We start from the raw sequence: 16,305 nt of genomic DNA on the forward strand, positions 1-16,305 counted from the left end.
CCCACGCGCTACTGCGGGTTGAGCTTGGCGCAGCCGGCCAGGTCCGCCGTCCCGCTGTTGGTCTCGATCGGGTCCGCGTAGAGCAGGGCCTGTGCGAGGGTCGGCGGCTGGGCCAGATCCAGGCTGAAGATGTCGTCGTCGCCGCGGATGTCCATGGCGATGATCTCGTCGGCCTCGCCCACGAACACGATGCCCGCGGCGTAGATGTCCGCGGGCCCCTCGACGACCGAGACCACCGTGGCCGTCTCGCGGTCGACCTCGAGGTAGCGGCTCACGGGCTCGGGCGGGGGCGGGCCAGCGTCGTTGGCCGAGACGAACATCGCCCCGTCGAAGCGGAAGGCGACGTCGCTGACGTGGATCGACCACACCGCGACGGGCTCGTCGCCCTCGAACAGCAGCGTCGGGCCCGAGAGGAACTCGCCGGAGCTGGGGTCGACCTGGGCGATGTGCACCTCGCTGGTCGCGTTGAGCTCGTAGGTGTCGAAGGTCGTGACCCACAGCTCGCCCTGGTCGCTCATCGCCGCGCCCATGACCCACACCCCGAGGCTCGGGCCGAGGGGGCTGAGCGCGCCCGTCTCGGTGTCGACCGCGACCAGCCGGCTGCCCGCGTCGATGTCTTGGGTGTCGCCCGCGAAGCCGAACACGCCGTTGCTGGGCCCGGTGTACATGGCGTCGAGGTGCTGCGGCGCGCCGTCGAGGGTGAGCTCGGGGCTGAGCGCGATGTGGCTGCCGTCGACGGACAGGGTCGCCAGCTGGCAGGTATTGGCGATGGGGCTCGGCTGGCCGAAGGGCGGACCCGGCGAGGCGCACTGGACCGCGTTGAAGCCGGAGATGCAGGCCTCGCCGAGCTCGAGGCAGAGGTAGCCGCACTCGGTCTGACAGCTCGAGCTGCAGCCGTCGCCGGACTCGGTGTTGCCGTCGTCGCAGGCCTCGCCGCGCTCGAGCTGGCTGTTGCCGCAGGTCTCTGGATCGCCGGTGGTGTCGGTGGTCTCGGTGTCCTCCCCAGTCTCGGTCTCCGTGGTGTCCGAGCTTTCGGAGCTGTCCGTGTCCTCCGAGCTCTCCGTCGCTTCCGAGCTCTCCGTGCTCTCCGTGCTCCCGGCCTCGCCCGAGGAGTCCGTCCCCGAGCTCGACTCCGCCTCGTCCGCGGCCTCGCTCTCGCTCCCGGTCTCGGCCTCCGCCTCCGCCCCCGAGCTGTCGCCGCAGCCCGAGAGCGCCAGCGGCACGACCCAAGCCATCACCATCGAAAACGCGTGTACTCGGCTCATCGTCCGCCCACCCTACCCCAGCCACGCGACGACGCCGTCGCGAGTCCCGACGGCGTGCACCCCCTCGGGCGTGGAGTACCCTGGTGCCATGCTTCGGCACGCCCCTCCTCTGGTCCTGGGCGCGGGCGCCCTCGCGGTCGCCCTCGGCCTCGCCTGCTCGCCCGCCTCGAGCTCCTCGAGCACCCCCGCGAGCGCGAGCTCGCCCGGGATGAGCCAGCCCGCTCCCGGGGAATTCCTGGCCCTGAGCGAGGTCCGCTACGGCCACTACGCCAAGGCCCCCGAGGCCCCCGCCCAGGGTCAGCGCGCCCCCGACTTCGAGCTGACCGCGCACACCGGCGAGACCCAAAAATTGTCCGACGCCCTCGCCGAGGGGCCCGTCGTGCTCATGTTCTACCGCGGCTTTTGGTGACCGGCCTGCAACGCCCAGCTCGGTGAGCTGCACGACAACATCGAAGCCTTCCAGTCCCGCGGCGCCCGGGTCCTCGCCCTGAGCGTCGACCCGCCCCAGACCAGCGCGCAGTGGGCGAAGAAGAAGGGCTTCACCGACTTCACCCTGCTCAGCGACCCGAAGATGCAGGTCATCGACGCCTGGGGCCTGCGCAACGTCGACGAGCCCGAGCTCGCCCTGCACGCGGTCTACATCATCGACCCCGACGGGACCATCCGCTACCGCAAGATCGCGCGCCGGCGGACCCGCTCGCCCGAGCTGCTCCTGGCCCTCGACGGGGCGCCGGTCGAGTGCTGCCCCGGCAGCTGCCCCAAGGGCGAGCTCCCGTGCCGCGATCTCAGCCCAGAGCGAGCCCCAGAGTAGGCCCTCCCGCCCCTGCCCCGGCGGTGTAAGCTGCGCCCATGTCGACCTTCCCGTCGGCGACGCGCGGCCCCGAACCGCCGCGCAACGTCCTCGCCCGCGTGGCCCTCCCGGTGCTCGTCTTCCTCGTCGCCTGGCTGGCGATGATGGGCGGCGCCGAGGTCAGCGAGCGCGAGCTGGGCGACCTCCGCGAGAACTTCGCCGCCGGGGTCGCGACCCGGGCCTACTACGCCCTGAGCCTGTTCGTGGTCGGCGGCATCGACCTGGGCCCGCCCGTCGCCGGCCCCCTGCCCGCGCGCGCGGCCCTGTGGCTGAGCTACTTCGCCGCGCCGGTGGTCACCGCCGGTGTGCTCGTCGAGACCGCCCTGCGCATGCTCAGCCCCGTCACCTTCCGCCTGCGCCGGATCCGAGGCCACGTGATCGTGGTCGGGGCCGGGCGCCTGGGCCTGCTCTACGTCCGCCGGCTCCGGGCCCGCAACCCGCGGGTGCCCATCGTCGTGGTCGAGCGCGACCCCACCAACCCGCGGCTGAGCGAGCTCGTCGAGAGCTACCGCGCGCTCCCGGTGATCGGCGACATCGGCAGCGACGAGATCCTCGGCGCCCTGCACCTGGCCCGCGCCCGCCGGGTCATGCTGTTGACCGGCCGCGACTTCGTCAACCTCGACGCCGCCGCCAAGATCGTGTCCTCCCTGCCCGAGCTGCGCGGCAAGGTCGTCGCCCACGTGTCCGACCTGGGCTTCCTCCACGCCATCCCCGAGGCCGAGCACGCCGCCGGCTACGAGACCTTCAACAAGCTCGAGGCCGCGGCCATCCACCTGGTCCAAGAGCACCTCCTGGCCCGCTTCGACGCCACCGAGCACCTCGATCAGGTCATCCTCGTGGGCTTCGGGCGCTTCGGCCAGACCGTGCTCCACCAGCTCCAGACCCACGCCCTGGGCAAGTTCGGCGTGGTCGTGATCGTCGACCTCGAGGCCACCGTGCACGCCGACACCTTCGGGGCCACCGTCGGCTTCGACCCCGCCTACGACCGCGAGGTGATCGACGGCCACCTCGGCCACCCCGCGGTGTGGACGGCCGTCGACGCCGCCGTGAGCCGCGAGTCCGGGGCCCCGACCATCGTCGTCGGCACCGGGGACGACGGGGGCAACCTCCACGCCGCCCTCGACCTGGTCAAGCGCTACCCCGGGGCGCACATCGTGGTCCGCAGCTTCGGCCCCTCGCTGTTCGCCGAGCGCGTGTCCGCGGAGGTCGGCCTGCACCCCTTCACCCTCGCGCACCTCGTCGGCGAGGGCATGCCCGATCGCTGGTTCAGCCTCGAGAGCTCTGGCCAGCGCGTCAGCGCGCCTGGCGAGACCAGCCGATGACGAGCACGAAGCCCGGGCGCGCGGTCCAGGGCTCGAACAGCACCGTGTCGTCCGTGGCGACGTAGCGCAGCGGTCGCAGGCCGAGGTCGAGGGAGGCTTTGAGCTCGAACGCGAGGGCGTCGCGCGGGCCGATCCGCCCGCCCACGCCCGCTCGCAGCGCGAGGCTGGGCTCGAGCTCGACCCGCGGATCGCCGGGATCGGCCTGGGGCGCGAGGGCGGTGATCGTCGTGTGGCGCAGCTCGAGGCCCGCGCCGAGCTCGATCGGGAGGTAGACCTTCGCCGCAGTCGCGGCCTTCGCCACATCGACGCGCAGCCGCGCGAGCGTCGTGGCCTGGGCCCCGACGAACTCCACCGCGAGCGTCGACTGCGGCGGAGCCGGCAAGGTGTGGGGGAGGAGCGCGGCCGCCTCGACCCCGAGGCCCAGCCCCAGCCGCGGCCCGAGGTCCCGGGTCGCCGCGAACCACAGACCGAGGTTGAAGTGCATCGCCCCCTCGCCGAGGCCGTACCCACGACCCAGCGCGGCGGTGTCGAGGGTCCACGCCCGTCGGCGGGGGACTTCGGGGGCTGGGGCCGGCGCCAGCTCGGCTTCGGGCTCGGGCTCGGCTTCAGGCTCCGGCTCCAGCTCGGACTCGAGCTGCTCGCGCGTCATCCCGATCTCGGCACCGGCCAAGAGCGCCTCGACGCTGCTCTCGACGAGCTGCCCGATCTCCTCGCGCTCGACCGCGGAGAGGCCCTCGGGCGTGTCGAGGTGGCGCAGCAGCACGCGACCGTGGCGGCCGTCGACGACGTAGACCAAGGTCGAGCCGGCCTCGGTCTCGATCCACAGCTCGATCGCGTCGAGCTCTCGATCGAGGCGAAGCCGCGGGTCGAGCCGCTCCGCCTCCTCCCACGCGAGCTCGACCTCGAAGCCCCCGAGCAAGCCCTCGAGGGTCGGCCGCATCGGCGCGGCTTCGGAAGACAGCACGACTCGGACCTGCTCGCTCGGCGGCTCCGCGCTGGGCCCGAGGGCCACGAGCGCGGCGAGCAGCAGCGGGAGCGGCATGGCCCACGATACAACTCAGAGGGTCGGCCAGAACAAGTCCTGTCCGCCCCTCTGTCTATTTTAGCCGTCGTGGACGACGCCACGCCTCCCTGCCCCACGTCCGCGACTCAGGGACTGTGAAGTTTTCACAGTCCCTGTCCATTTTAGCCGTCGTGGACGACGCCACGCCTCCCTGCCCCACGTCCGCGACTCAGGGACTGTGAAGTTTTCACAGTCCCTGTCCATTTTAGCCGTCGTGGACGACGCCACGCCCTCCCTGCCCCACGTCCACGACTCAGGGCTGAAGTTCGCTCAAGCGGCGCTGCGCTCGACTCCGGTGCATCGTGTCCGGGAACGCGACCAGCAGCTTCGTCCAGGCCGCGCGCTCTTGTTCGCTACGCCCGAGCGCGCCGAGGGCCCGCGCTCGACCGGCCAGGGCCGCCTCCGCGAGCGTCCCCTCTGGCCGGTCGGCGAGGTAGTCGTCGAAGCAATCGAGCGCGCGCTCGGGGTGGCCGAGGTGATCGAGCTCCAGCTTGCCGAGGCTGACCCGCGCCGCGAGCTCCTCGCGCGTGCCGCGATGCTCTCGACGCAGCTGGCGGTAGAGCGAGCGCGCGCGCGGGTACTCGCCGGCTCGGCGCGCGACGTTCGCAGCCTCGAGCAGCTCGGCCGGATCGCTCGGAGGACGGGGCGGCTTCGGGCGAGCCTCCGGCTCCGGTTGGGGTTCGAGCTCCAGCTCGGGCTCCAACTCGGGCTCCGGCTCCGGTTCAGGCTGGATGGCCGCCAGCGTCGTCGAGCGCGACGACGTGGGCGGGTCAGCCGGGGCCGGGTCCACCGCAGTCGTGCTCTCCACGGCGGGCGCGACCGTCGGCCCCGGGCTGCGCTGCGACGAGAGCAGCGCGACGACGCCACCCCCGACGAGGATCGTAGCGAGCACAGCCAGCAGCCCGGCCTTACCGACGCCCACTTTGGACCCCACGGCGGCAGCGCTCGCACCACCGACGACGGCGGCCGCCGGCATCGCAGCTTCGATCATCGCCTCGACGCGATCGTCATCGCCCGGCCGCGGGGCGTCGTCCCACGCGTGCTCGGCGAACAGCTCATCCAAGCGCTCGTGCTCGCTCATCGTCGCTCCTCCACCGCCGCCATGAGCTTCTCACGCGCGATCCGCAGGCGGCTGCGGACCGTGTTCGCCCGCGCCCCCGTGGCCTCGGCGACCTCCTCGACGCTGTGCCCGAGGATCGAGCGCAGCACCAGCACCTCGCTCTGTTCGGCCGGGAGCTCCCCGAGCCGATCGAGCACCTCCTCGACGTAGGCCTTCGTGCTCGGGTCGCCGACGCCCGAGGCGACCTCGCGCTCGAGCGCGAGCGGGCGCCGCTTGCTTCGAGCGACCCGCGCGCGCACGGCGAGCCGGGCCGTCACGCGGTTCGCCCACGCGACCACCGCCTCGGGAGCGCGCAGCTCGGGCAAGTCGCGCACGATCTGGATGAAGGCCTCCTGGGCGACGTCTTCGGCGTCGGGTCCGGGACCGAGGATCCGCCGGCAGGTCCTGAGCACGTGGGGGCCGAGGCGGCGCAGCACCCTGCGCATGGCCGCGGCGTCACCCGTGACGGCCCCGCGGACGTCCGCGATCTCATCGCCCTCGCTCGCGCGCGCTCCCATCACCGGCCAGGTGCCACAATCGATCGCAGTCGAGGCCACTCGTAGTCATGGGGCACACGCTCGACGCTTTGATCAGACATCTTCCCGTGAGCAAGCTCAACGGCGCACATCTGATCGCCTTGGCTCGCAAGGCCCCCTCGAAGTCCATGCGAATCGAACTCGAAGTGCTCATCGTCGCCTCGATCGCCTGTCTGGGCTGCCGGGTCGACAGCGAAGTCGGGAGCCTGAGCTGGGGCGGCTACGAGACCGAGGCGGGCGGAGACACGGCCAGCGACGCCGCGGACGACGAGGCCAGCACCGACGCCGCGGACGAGGCCAGCCCCGAGACCGAGAGCGCGGGCAGCGAGGACGACGACGACGGCGCGACCAAGTTCGACATCGGCGAGCAGGGAGACCAGGGCGACGACGGCCCCATCGATCCCTGCGTGGTCGTCGACGACGAGTCGGGGGTGGTCGGCGACTGCGACGACTCGGCGCCCCCCGGCAGCTTCGACCCCGACATCCAGTGGTCGTTCACGCCGCCCGGTCACACCAACATCATCACGATCCCCCTCGTCGCCAACATGACCGACGACGACGACAACGGCACCATCGACCTGTGCGACGTGCCCGACGTCGTGGTCATCGGGACCCACTTCGAGACCGATCCCGGCACGATGTACCTGCTCGACGGCGAGACCGGCCAGGTCCACTTCGAGTTCGCCCACCCCGTGATCGGCGGGGTCACGCCCGCGCTCGGCGACATCGACGGCGACGGCCTCGTCGAGGTCGTCGCGGCCGCCTACGCCATGGGCACCAGCCAGCCCCGGCTCGCGGCCTTCGAGCACGACGGCGCGCTCAAGTGGCTGTCCGACACCACCTGGGACAGCCACCAAGACGGCGCCATCGCCCTCGCCGACGTCGACAACGACGGCGACGTCGAGATCGCCGCGGGCGTCCAGCTCTTCGATCACGAGGGCGCCCAGCTGTGGGCCAACTACGTCAACGGCAACCCCCTCTACGGCCACTACAGCGCCACGACCATGGCCGATCTCGACGGCGACGAGGACCTCGAGATCCTCGTCGGGCACGCGGCCTTCGAGCACGACGGGGCGCTGATCTGGGAGTTCCCCGAGTACGAGGTGAGCTCGCAGTGGGGCGCCTCGGCCCACGCCCAGGTCGCGGACCTCGACGACGACGGCGCCCCCGAGGTCATCATCGCCGCCAGCCAGGGCCTGACCCTGATCGAGACCGACGGAAGCGTGGTCTACCAGGACCAGCGGCCCAGCGGTGAGGCGAGCGACTGGAACCGCCCGCTGGCGATCCACGACTTCGACATGGACGGCGGCGTCGAGATGGCGGTCAGCACCATCGACCACTTCGCCGTCTACGACCCCAGCCTCGAGACCGTGTTCATCGAGCCCATCGGCGACTGGAGCGGCCAGGCGGGCGGCACCGCCTTCGACTTCCTCGGCTCGGGCACGGCCCAGGCGATCTACGGCGGCGAGCAACAGCTGTACGTGTTCGACGACGTCGGCAACGTGCTCATGCAGGTCCCCCGACACAGCGCGACCTGGATCGAGTATCCGGTCGTCGCCGACATCGACAACGACGGATCGGCGGAGCTGCTGATCACCACCAAGGTCGACAACGGCGTCACGCCGGTGCTCCAGGCCTACCGCGACGTCGAGGACCGCTGGGTCCCCGCGCGGCGGATCTGGAACCAGCACACCTATCACGTCACCAACGTCCGCGAAGACGGCACGATCCCCCAGGTCGAGCCCAAGCACTGGACCAAGCTCAACACCTTCCGGACCCAGGCGCAGATCGGCGAAGGCGGCATCTGTGACCCCGTCGGCTAGGCGGACCGACCTCACCCAACCAGCGGACATCATGGCGATGAAAATTCTGTTTCGACTGTCGCGCGCCCTCGGGGGCGTCTCCTCCATGAGCCTGTCCCTCGGGCTCACCCTCGCCGCTTGCTCGGACGGCTCCGCGGCCGACACCGACACCGACGACGAGGCGGGCAGCGAGGCGACGGACACCCAAGACCCCGGCACGGACACCGACACCGACACCGACACCGACACCGACACCGACGGCTCGACGGACGGCGAGTCGACGACCGAGGGCAACACCGAGGCCGGCGAGACCGAGACCGAGACCGAGACCGAGACCGAGACCGAGGGCAGCACCGAGACCGAGGGCAGCACCGAGACCGGCGAGCCCCCGGCCACCGACGGCCCCTTCGTCGCCGCGCGCCTCAACGGCGGCGAGCCCATCATCTCCCGCCAGATGTTCATCGACGCCGGCCTCGACGGCGGCGGAAACAGCAACGCCGACAAGTACCTCGGCGGACACAACATCAACGGCCCCTCGCTGATCCGCGTGCCCCCCTGGGTCGACGAGGCCGACAAGCCCGACCCGAGCGCGCAGTACTACCTCTACTTCGCCAGCCACTACGGCCGCTACATCCGCATGGCCTGGGCCGCGGACATCGAGGGGCCCTACCACCTCTACAACACCGAGGACGGCCCCGACGGCTACGGCGTGCTCGACGTGACCAGCGAGGTGGTGTTCACCAACGGCAACCAGCTCAACCCCAGCGACTGCGCCTCCCCGGACGTGGTCGTCGACGCCGAGAACGAGCGGGTGCTGCTCTTTTTCCACGTCAACAACTCCACGGGCAAGCCCGAGTCCGTCGACGGGGACAAGTGGTTCGACACCTGGTATCAGGTCTCCTACGTCGCCAGCTCGCGCACGGGGCTCAACTTCAACGGCGGCGACGAGGTCGCGTCGGGGCTCGCCGGCGAGCCCGGCCAAGACGCGAGCGGGGCGAGCTACGGCGTCAAGCAGCAGGCCCTCGCCAACGCCTACATGCGGACCTTCATCGTCGACGAGACCTGGTACGCGTTCACCAACTACGGCCCGATCTGGAAGGGCCCGAGCACCAGCGAGGCCCCGTGGAGCGGGCCGTGGACCCACGTCGAGTGGGCCGAGGGCGTCGTCGAAGGCGGCGGCAACCCGGTCTGGGACGACCTCCACGCCAACTTCGGCGCGGTCGGGGCCGCGGCGCCGCGCTGGTACGCCGGCTTCGACGGCAGCGAGCCCGCGCCCTACGGCGAGAACGAGCCGCGCACCGGCGCGCCCCGCCACTTCGCCGTGCGCTGGCAGTCCGACGGCGCGACCTTGGAGGTCTACTACACCAGCCGCGGCGAGATGCCCGAGTCGATCTACGCCACCACCATGGACACCGCGGCGAGCCCCGACTACGCGCAGTGGGACACCGCCGTGCTCGACGACGATCCCCGCGGGTGGGTGCACCAGCGCCTGCTCTTCCCCGAGCAAGACTGGGAGGGCGCCAACCTCGAGCCGACGATCTCCAAGAACGGGGCGGAGTCCGAGGTCAACGCGCTGCGCGACCCCTACGTGTTCGAGGACGAGGACGCGCAGATCTACCTGCTCTACAGCGGCGGGCCCGAGGCGGCCATCGGCCTCGCGCGGCTCGAGCCGCGCTAGCAGGCCTGCACTCGTGAGCGCCCCCTTCTCCCTGTAGACTGCGCCCGCGCCGGCACGGCCGGGCGCCGCACACGGAGACACCATGACCGACGAGAACATCACCAAGCTCGGACCCCTGGCCGCCCTGGTGGGCACGTGGGAAGGGGGCAGCGGCGCCGACGTGGCCCCCGACGACCGCGCCGAGACCGACCGAGAGACCCGCAACAGCAAGTACCGCGAGCGCCTCGTGCTCGAGCCCATCGGCCGCGTGGACAACCACGAGCAGGTGCTCTACGGCCTCGAGTACTTCACCATGGCCTGGCGAGAGGGCGCGCCCGAGGACCAGCCCTTCCACCAGGAGAACGGCTACTGGCTGTGGGACGCCGCCAACAACCAGGTGCTGCGCTGCTTCATCGTCCCCCGCGGGCTCACCGTGCTCGCCGGCGGCACCGTCGAGCCCGACGCCAAGGAGTGGAGCATCGCCGCCGACGCCGGCTCCGAGACCTACGGCATCTGCAGCAACAAATTCCTCATCGAGGAGTTCAAGACGGTGCGCTACGAGCTGAAGATCACCGTGCACGAGGACGGCAGCTTCAGCTACTTCGAGGACACGCAGCTGGCCATGAAGGGGCGCGAGGAGCTGTTCCACCACACGGACCAGAACCACCTGCGCCGGGTCAGCCCCTAGCCGATCGTTGAACCGAGTCCGGCGGGCGTGGAACAACCGAGCCGATGCTCGAATCGACTCCTCGTTCCCCCTGAACCTCGATGGCGAGCCCCCGGTCCTCGAGCGCAGCGACTAAATCCGCATCTTGAACCGGTGCTCGTGGGCGGGCTCGCCCTCGTCTCGGCCCACGCCCCGCTCGCCGCGCTCGGCCTGGCGCAGCAGCCGGAGGATCTGCGGCCCGAGGGCGTCGAGCTCCGTGCTGGCGAAGGCCTCCCCGCCGAAGCGCTCGATGCTCTCGACCTGGCGCTTCAACACCTCGGCGTCCTGCTTGAAGATCGCCCGAGCCACGGGGCCGAGCACGGGCGAGACCACGGCCGAGGGCAGCGGGAGCCGAAAGCTGATGACCGCGGTCAAGCGGGTGCGTGTGGCGGTCAGCGGGGTCAGGGCGCTGACCGTGCAGATCTGGCTGCGCTCGCCGAGGCGGTACTCGACCTCGGTGATGCTCGGGAGCACGAAGCGATCGAAGTGCTGGACGACGCCGCCGCCCGGGGCGAGGAAGCGGCCGGCGAGGCCCGGCGGGCGCGGCTCGCCGATGTACTCGGCCTCGGCCCGATCGCGCCAGCGCCGGACCACGACCTCGATCTCGTTGCCGCCCCCGGCCTTGCGGAACAGGCCCTTGTGCAAGAAGGCGGTGTGCGGGACGTCGAGGGCGTTCTCGGCGACTGCGTGGACCGTGCCCTCGACCTCGAAGCTCTCCATGCCCGAGTGAAACGCGGAGTCGCGCATCCACCGAAACACGTAGGGCTCGCGGACGGGCTCGACCTCGGGGGTCGCATAAACCCACACGAGCCCGTCTTGTTCGCGGCAGGCGAAGCGCTGGACCGTGCGCGCCTTGCCCTCGGCCTGCCCGCACAGCGAGGGCACCTCGCGGCACTCGCCCTCGGTGTCGAAGGCCCAGCCGTGGTAGCCGCAGCGCAGCAGCGCGCCGTCCACGGAGCCGTCGGACAGCGGCACGTTGCGGTGCGGGCAGCGATCCAAGAGCGCGCCGACCTCCCCCGCGCGGTTGCGGAACACGACGATCGGCGTCCCGTGCAGCTGCGTCGCCAGCGGGCGCTCGCCCAGGGCCTGGAGCTCCCGGAGGGTGCAGACCACGTACCAGTCGTCGAGCACCCGCGCGGCCGAGCTGTTGCCCGTGGGTGCCAGCGGCAGGTGGCGACGGGCCGCCTCGGCGCTGGGCTCGGAGCGGGGCGCGGGGTCGCGGGCGTCGTCCACGGGCAGACGATAGCAGGCCGCATCACACGGTCACGAGTGGCGGAAATCTTTGCGATACACTGGCCGACGACGCGAGCCCGCGGTGCTGGCGATGGATACGGGAGGACGAGCGCACTCGGACAGGCCGCCCAGCACGCGGCGGCGGAGCCTCGAGCCCGGTGACACCGTGGGCCGATACACGGTCGTGCGCCGCCTCGGCTCGGGCGCCATGGGGGTGGTCGTCGCCGGCTTCGACCACGAGCTCAACCGCAGCGTGGCCATCAAGCTCCTGCGCCGCAGCCGGGTCCAGCCCCAGTCCTCGGCCCGGCTCCAGCGCGAGGCCCAGGCCATGGCCCAGCTCTCCCACCCCAACGTCGTGGCCATCTACGACGTCGGCCGCCACGGCCCCGACGAGGTCGTGTTCATCGCCATGGAGTTCGTCGAGGGCCCGACCCTGCGCAACTGGATGGCCAAGTCCCGGCACTGGCGCGAGGTCGTCGACCTGTTCACCGGCGCCGGCCGGGGCCTCGCGGCCGCCCACGCGGCGGGGCTGATCCACCGGGACTTCAAGCCTGACAACGTGCTGATCACCCCGGACGGCGTCGCCAAGGTCACCGACTTCGGCCTGGTCCGGACCTCGACCGAGAGCGGCTCGGGCAGCGACCCGGAGCTCGAGCACGAGGACGCCCTGCTGAGCTCGAGCCTCAAGGACTCGGACGTGTTCCGCACGCCCATCACCCGCCAGGGCGCGATCGTCGGGACGCCGGCGTTCATGGCCCCCGAGCAATTCCTCGGCCGGCCCGCGGACTCGGCCGCCGACCAGTTCGCGTTTTGCGTGTGCCTGCACATCGCCCTGTTCGGCGTCCCGCCCTTCCGCGGGCGGACCGTCGACGAGATCCGCGAGTCGGTCACCAACGGCGATCGGCGCGAGCGGCCGAGCGATCGTGAGGTCCCCAGCTGGCTCGCCGCGGTCGTCGATCGCGGCCTCTCGCGGCGCCCCAGCGATCGCTGGGCGTCGATGACCGAGCTGCTCCAGGCCCTCGCCGACGATCCCAGCGTCCGGCGCAAGCGCTGGCTGATCGCCGGCAGCATCGCGGCCGTGTTCGCGGCCGCGGGCGTGGGCGCGCTGTCCATCGAGCGCACCCAGCAAGCGCGCTGCGAGGCCACCGGCGCCCTCGCGTCTCAGCGCTGGAGCGCGGCCGCGCCCGCGGTCCGCGAGGCCCTGCTGACCACCGAGGCCGCCTTCGCCGAGGACACCTGGGGCCGGTCCGAGGCGGCCTTCGACGAGTGGGCGAAGCGCTGGCGAGCGCTGCGGACCAAGGCCTGCGGCGACGAGCGCCGGGGCGAGGCTCAGACCAGCGTGTCGGCGTCGATCACCGCCGCCTGCCTCGACGCCCAGCTCGACGACCTCGACGCGACCCTCGAGCTGCTCGGGACCGGCGACCGGGTCACCGCTGCCTACGCCGTCGAAGCCCTGGCCCAGCTGCCCGCGCCCGAGCGCTGCGTCGACCCGCTGTGGCTGAGCAGCCAGGCCGACCGAGGCCTCGACGCCGATCAGCACGAGCGAGCCAGCCGACTGCGCCGCGCGATCGTCCAGGTCAACGCCCTGAGCCAGGCCGGCAAGCCCCTCGACGCCCTCGCCCGCGCGCGCACCACCTTGGCCAGCGCCCCCTCCGAGGGCCCGCTCCACGCCGAGGCCCTGCTCGCCCTGGGCAGCGTCGCCCGCGAGGCCGCGCTCTACAGCGAGGCCGTCGAGCGCCTCGAGGCCGCCTACTTCGAGGGCGACGCCATCGGCCACGACCGCGTCGCCTTCGAGGCCGCCCTGCAGCTCGTCCGGGTCCAGGCCGCGCACGGCGAGGACGCCCTGGCCGCGCACTGGCTGCGCCAGGCCCGGACCCTCGTGCGCCGGCTCGGCTCGCGCCCGGAGGACGAGATCCACCTGTGCGCGACGGTGGCCTACGCCCGCCACCACGGCGGCGACATCGAGGGGGCCGAGCGGGCCGCGAGCTCCCGGATCAAGCGCGCCGAGGCCCTCTACCCGCCCCAGCACCCCGAGCGCGCCGCGGCCCTCCAACACCTCGGGGAGCTCCACGCCCTGCGAGGGCGCGGCGCGGAGTCCCAGGCCGTGCTCGCCCGGGCCCGGGCCGCCACCGTCGAGAGCTTCGGGCCCGCCCACCCCAGGGTCGCGATGATCGACCTGCGCACCGCCGAGGCGACCCGCGACGACGGCGACATCCCCGGGGCCATCCAGACCCTCGAGGCGCTCACGGACGAGCTCGCGGCGGCTTATGGCGAAGAGCACCTCCACGTGCACGCCGCCCTCGGCAGCCTCGCCGAGTCCCACGACATGGCCGGCCAACACACCCAGGCCGCGCCCCACTTCGAGCGCGCCCAGGCCATCGCCGAGCGCGTGCTCGGGCCGGACAACCCCCAGCTCGCCCCCGTCCTGAACGCCCACGCCAAGAACCTGCGCAGCCTCCGACGCCTCGACGAGGCCGTCGCCTTGCTCGAGCGCCGCGAGCGGATCCTGGCCCGGGCCCACGGCCCCGATCACCTCGACACGATCACCGCCCGCTTCGACCTCGCCCGCGGCCGCGACGAGCAGGGCGCGGCCTCCGAAGAGCTCCTGCCCGTCTACGAGCGCAGCCTCGCCGCGTTCACCGAGGCCTTCGGGCCCGAGCACGAGCGCAGCCTCGTCGCCCTCCACCTCGTCGGCGTCCACGAGTGCGCCCTCGAGCGCTACGACGTCGCCCTGGCCGACCTGACCCGCGCCCTCGACCACGCCGCCGAGCGCCCCGGGGTCGGGGCGCACCAGATGAGCACGGTGCTCATCACCCTGGTCGGCTGCCAGCGCGACGCGGGGCGCTGGGCCGAGCTGATCCCCGTGGCCCAGGAGGCCCTCGACATCCGCCTCAGCGAGGTCGGCGAGGCCGACCCGATCCGCGTGGTGCTGCTCGACGCCCTCGCCCTCGCTCAGCTCGAGACCGGCGACCAGGCGAGCGCGCTCGCGTCGATCGAGGCCGCCCGCGCGGCGGTCGAGGCCGGCGCCCTCGGAGACCGCGAAGTCTCTGGCCCGCGCGTCGACTACACCCACACCCGCGCCCGCGTGCTCGCCAAGACCGGTCAGGATCCCGAGACCGCCCGCGCCCTCGTCGACGCCCAGCTCGGCGCCCTCGCCCGCGAGCGAGATGCGCTGATGGACCAGGGCTACACCGAGCAGGCCCTCGACGCCTGGGTCGCCGCGCTCGAGGGCTACCTCGACGAGGGCGACGACCGACCTCAGGCAGAGCCGCCCGCGTGAGCCCGCACCAGCTAGCCGCGTCCGCCAACGGCTGATAGCGTCGGCGCCCATGCCTGGCCTCCGACTCCGTCTCGCCTGCGCCGCCTGCTCGCCGCTCCTGCTCGCGGCGCTGACCGCCTGCGACGCGCCCAAGCCCGCGCACAGCTCGGCCGCGACCGGGCCCGAGACCAAGGTCGAGGCCCCGGCCGAGGACGAGCCGAAGGCGACTCGGCAGCTCGACGCGAGCAAGGTCCCCGAGCCCAAGCCCAAGGCCGGGCCCGTCGACGCGGCCATGGCCGAGCTGCCCGCGCCCCCGGCCCTCGACCTTCGCCCGACCACCCCCGTGAGCGAGGGCCGCTTCGCCAACCCCGAGGGCAGCGACGCCCTCAACCCCCACGCGGTCATCGCCCTCGACGGCGCGCTGCTGTTCGCGGGTCAGGCCCTCGACGGCACCAAGCGCCGAGGCCCCGCGCCGAGCAAGCGCTGGCTCGGGCTCGCGCCCACCGGGGCCGACGCCCAGCCGAGCTCCACGGCCTTCGAGCCCGGCTCGATCTACGCCGCGCACTACGATGCTCGCAACGGCGGCCAAGCGCTGCTCGTCGGCACCCGCGGCCTCGCCTTCGACGCCCGGGCGTGGTTCGCCGTGGCCTCGGCCAAGGGCGAGCTCAGCGTCGAGACCGTGATCGACACGCCCAACACCACCGAGCTGTTCGCGGTGCTCCCCGGCGCGGCTTCCCAAGCGGGCGAGCTCGCCGTCGTCGCGGGCTTCGTCGACGCCCAGGCGTGGGTCGCCTCCCTCGACGAGGCCGGGCAGCCCCGCTGGCAAAAGTACGTCAGCAGCGTCGGCTACACCCAGGCCCGCGCCATGCTGCGGCTGCCCTCGAGCCCCGAGCTGGCCGTGTTCGGCGGGCGCTTCCAGGGCTTCGGCGAGTCCTGGTGGGCCCGCGTCCCGGGCGACGGCGGGGCGGGCATGGCCGGCGACGACGTGGCCCAGGACGTGCTGAGCATCCCCGGCGCCGACGAGAACCAGCTGCTGCGCAGCGCCCTCGCCGTGCCCGGCGTCGGCCTGCTCGCCCTCGGCACCGCCCGCAAGAACTTCGAGCAGCTCCACGACCAGCTCGTGCTCGCCAGCTTCGACCCGAGCGGGCGCCCCGGGGGCAGCTGGGTCGTCGACGCGGTCCGAGTCACCGAGGTCTGCGACGCCGTGGCCCGACCCAAGTCGAACACGGCCCTCGTCGCCGTGCTCGTACCCAGCGCCCAGACCGATTCAGAGACGGGGACCCTGAGCACCGAGCTCGCCGTCGTCGAGCTGAACTTCAGCGATGGCGCCGACCAAAAGGGCGTCCAGACCAAGGCCTGGCGCGTCGAAGACAGCGTCGACTGGTCCTGCGCCGGCTTCGTCGACGGACCCGAGCCGGGGACGGACTTGGTGACCCATCGTGCGGACGAAGGCGGCCTGAGCTGGCGCCGCCTCGCGCTGCCCGAGTAGGGGCTCCAGACCCCCGCCCGAGGC

General features: G+C 72.5%; 12 protein-coding genes and 1 pseudogene. 8 read left to right on the top strand and 5 right to left on the bottom strand.

Annotated elements, in window-relative coordinates:
- Window positions 1-8 precede the first annotated feature (8 nt).
- Entirely contained in the window at window positions 9-1,265 is a 1,257-nt protein-coding gene (locus tag PPSIR1_RS49095) for a myxococcus cysteine-rich repeat containing protein (RefSeq protein ID WP_198154454.1), read from the bottom strand.
- 88 nt (window positions 1,266-1,353) lie between these two features.
- Between PPSIR1_RS49095 and PPSIR1_RS51100 the strand changes: the two genes are divergently transcribed.
- The 3 genes and pseudogenes from PPSIR1_RS51100 (at window position 1,354) to PPSIR1_RS04465 (ending at window position 3,437) form a co-directional block, all read left to right on the top strand.
- Window positions 1,354-1,674: a redoxin domain-containing protein gene (locus PPSIR1_RS51100; RefSeq protein WP_198154455.1), complete on the top strand. Its 321-nt coding sequence runs from the start codon at window positions 1,354-1,356 to the stop codon at window positions 1,672-1,674.
- Window positions 1,675-1,686: 12 nt separating this feature from the next.
- Window positions 1,687-2,076 (top strand): annotated as a pseudogene (locus PPSIR1_RS51105) (peroxiredoxin family protein); the annotation flags it as partial.
- A gap of 38 nt (window positions 2,077-2,114) precedes the next feature.
- Window positions 2,115-3,437 carry an NAD-binding protein gene (locus PPSIR1_RS04465; protein ID WP_006969797.1) on the top strand — a complete coding sequence of 441 codons (1,323 nt, stop codon included), beginning with the start codon at window positions 2,115-2,117 and terminating at the stop codon, window positions 3,435-3,437.
- On the opposite strand, the gene PPSIR1_RS04470 is transcribed toward PPSIR1_RS04465, so the two are convergent.
- The 3 genes from PPSIR1_RS04470 to PPSIR1_RS41805 form a co-directional block, all read right to left on the bottom strand.
- Entirely contained in the window at window positions 3,409-4,479 is a 1,071-nt protein-coding gene (locus PPSIR1_RS04470; protein ID WP_006969798.1) for a hypothetical protein, read from the bottom strand. The two genes, PPSIR1_RS04465 and PPSIR1_RS04470, sit on opposite strands and share 29 nt — an antisense overlap.
- A 274-nt stretch (window positions 4,480-4,753) precedes the next feature.
- Window positions 4,754-5,581, bottom strand: coding sequence for a tetratricopeptide repeat protein (locus tag PPSIR1_RS04475; RefSeq protein WP_006969799.1), 828 nt, complete (start codon window positions 5,579-5,581; stop codon window positions 4,754-4,756).
- A complete protein-coding gene (locus PPSIR1_RS41805; RefSeq protein WP_006969800.1) occupies window positions 5,578-6,117 on the bottom strand; it encodes an RNA polymerase sigma factor in 540 nt (179 codons plus the stop codon). The genes PPSIR1_RS04475 and PPSIR1_RS41805 overlap by 4 nt, the downstream gene beginning before the upstream one ends.
- 146 nt (window positions 6,118-6,263) lie before the next feature.
- Here PPSIR1_RS41805 and PPSIR1_RS04485 point away from each other — a divergent pair, with 146 nt between their 5' ends.
- The 3 genes from PPSIR1_RS04485 (at window position 6,264) to PPSIR1_RS04495 (ending at window position 10,282) form a co-directional block, all read left to right on the top strand.
- Window positions 6,264-7,958, top strand: coding sequence for an FG-GAP repeat domain-containing protein (locus tag PPSIR1_RS04485; RefSeq protein ID WP_157595188.1), 1,695 nt, complete (start codon window positions 6,264-6,266; stop codon window positions 7,956-7,958).
- An 85-nt stretch (window positions 7,959-8,043) separates the two neighbouring features.
- Window positions 8,044-9,615, top strand: coding sequence for a hypothetical protein (locus tag PPSIR1_RS41810; protein WP_006969802.1), 1,572 nt, complete (start codon window positions 8,044-8,046; stop codon window positions 9,613-9,615).
- An 82-nt stretch (window positions 9,616-9,697) separates the two neighbouring features.
- Window positions 9,698-10,282 (top strand): heme-binding beta-barrel domain-containing protein, encoded by a 585-nt coding sequence (locus tag PPSIR1_RS04495; protein ID WP_006969803.1) that lies wholly within the window; start codon window positions 9,698-9,700, stop codon window positions 10,280-10,282.
- 111 nt (window positions 10,283-10,393) lie between these two features.
- Here the strand turns inward: PPSIR1_RS04495 and PPSIR1_RS04500 are convergent, their stop codons facing one another.
- Window positions 10,394-11,533 carry an aromatic ring-hydroxylating oxygenase subunit alpha gene (locus tag PPSIR1_RS04500; RefSeq protein WP_006969804.1) on the bottom strand — a complete coding sequence of 380 codons (1,140 nt, stop codon included), beginning with the start codon at window positions 11,531-11,533 and terminating at the stop codon, window positions 10,394-10,396.
- Between the two features lie 166 nt (window positions 11,534-11,699).
- On the opposite strand from PPSIR1_RS04500, the gene PPSIR1_RS04505 reads away from it, so the two are divergent.
- Complete coding sequence (locus PPSIR1_RS04505; RefSeq protein WP_198154456.1) at window positions 11,700-14,813, top strand: protein kinase domain-containing protein; 3,114 nt, start codon at window positions 11,700-11,702, stop codon at window positions 14,811-14,813.
- A 49-nt stretch (window positions 14,814-14,862) separates the two neighbouring features.
- Window positions 14,863-16,281: a hypothetical protein gene (locus PPSIR1_RS04510; protein WP_006969806.1), complete on the top strand. Its 1,419-nt coding sequence runs from the start codon at window positions 14,863-14,865 to the stop codon at window positions 16,279-16,281.
- The last annotated feature ends 24 nt before the right edge of the window (window positions 16,282-16,305 follow it).

Origin of the sequence: Plesiocystis pacifica SIR-1, assembly GCF_000170895.1 — a bacterium.
Classification (GTDB): Bacteria; Myxococcota_A; Polyangia; order Nannocystales; family Nannocystaceae; genus Plesiocystis; species Plesiocystis pacifica.

Excerpts from the sequence above, each read along its gene's own strand:
- PPSIR1_RS49095 (WP_198154454.1), bottom strand. The coding sequence starts at position 1,265 with ATGAGCCGAGTACACGCGTTTTCGATGGTGATGGCTTGGGTCGTGCCG.
- PPSIR1_RS51100 (WP_198154455.1), top strand. The coding sequence starts at position 1,354 with ATGCTTCGGCACGCCCCTCCTCTGGTCCTGGGCGCGGGCGCCCTCGCG.
- PPSIR1_RS04465 (WP_006969797.1), top strand. The coding sequence starts at position 2,115 with ATGTCGACCTTCCCGTCGGCGACGCGCGGCCCCGAACCGCCGCGCAAC.
- PPSIR1_RS04470 (WP_006969798.1), bottom strand. The coding sequence starts at position 4,479 with ATGCCGCTCCCGCTGCTGCTCGCCGCGCTCGTGGCCCTCGGGCCCAGC.
- PPSIR1_RS04475 (WP_006969799.1), bottom strand. The coding sequence starts at position 5,581 with ATGAGCGAGCACGAGCGCTTGGATGAGCTGTTCGCCGAGCACGCGTGG.
- PPSIR1_RS41805 (WP_006969800.1), bottom strand. The coding sequence starts at position 6,117 with ATGGGAGCGCGCGCGAGCGAGGGCGATGAGATCGCGGACGTCCGCGGG.
- PPSIR1_RS04485 (WP_157595188.1), top strand. The coding sequence starts at position 6,264 with ATGCGAATCGAACTCGAAGTGCTCATCGTCGCCTCGATCGCCTGTCTG.
- PPSIR1_RS41810 (WP_006969802.1), top strand. The coding sequence starts at position 8,044 with ATGAGCCTGTCCCTCGGGCTCACCCTCGCCGCTTGCTCGGACGGCTCC.
- PPSIR1_RS04495 (WP_006969803.1), top strand. The coding sequence starts at position 9,698 with ATGACCGACGAGAACATCACCAAGCTCGGACCCCTGGCCGCCCTGGTG.
- PPSIR1_RS04510 (WP_006969806.1), top strand. The coding sequence starts at position 14,863 with ATGCCTGGCCTCCGACTCCGTCTCGCCTGCGCCGCCTGCTCGCCGCTC.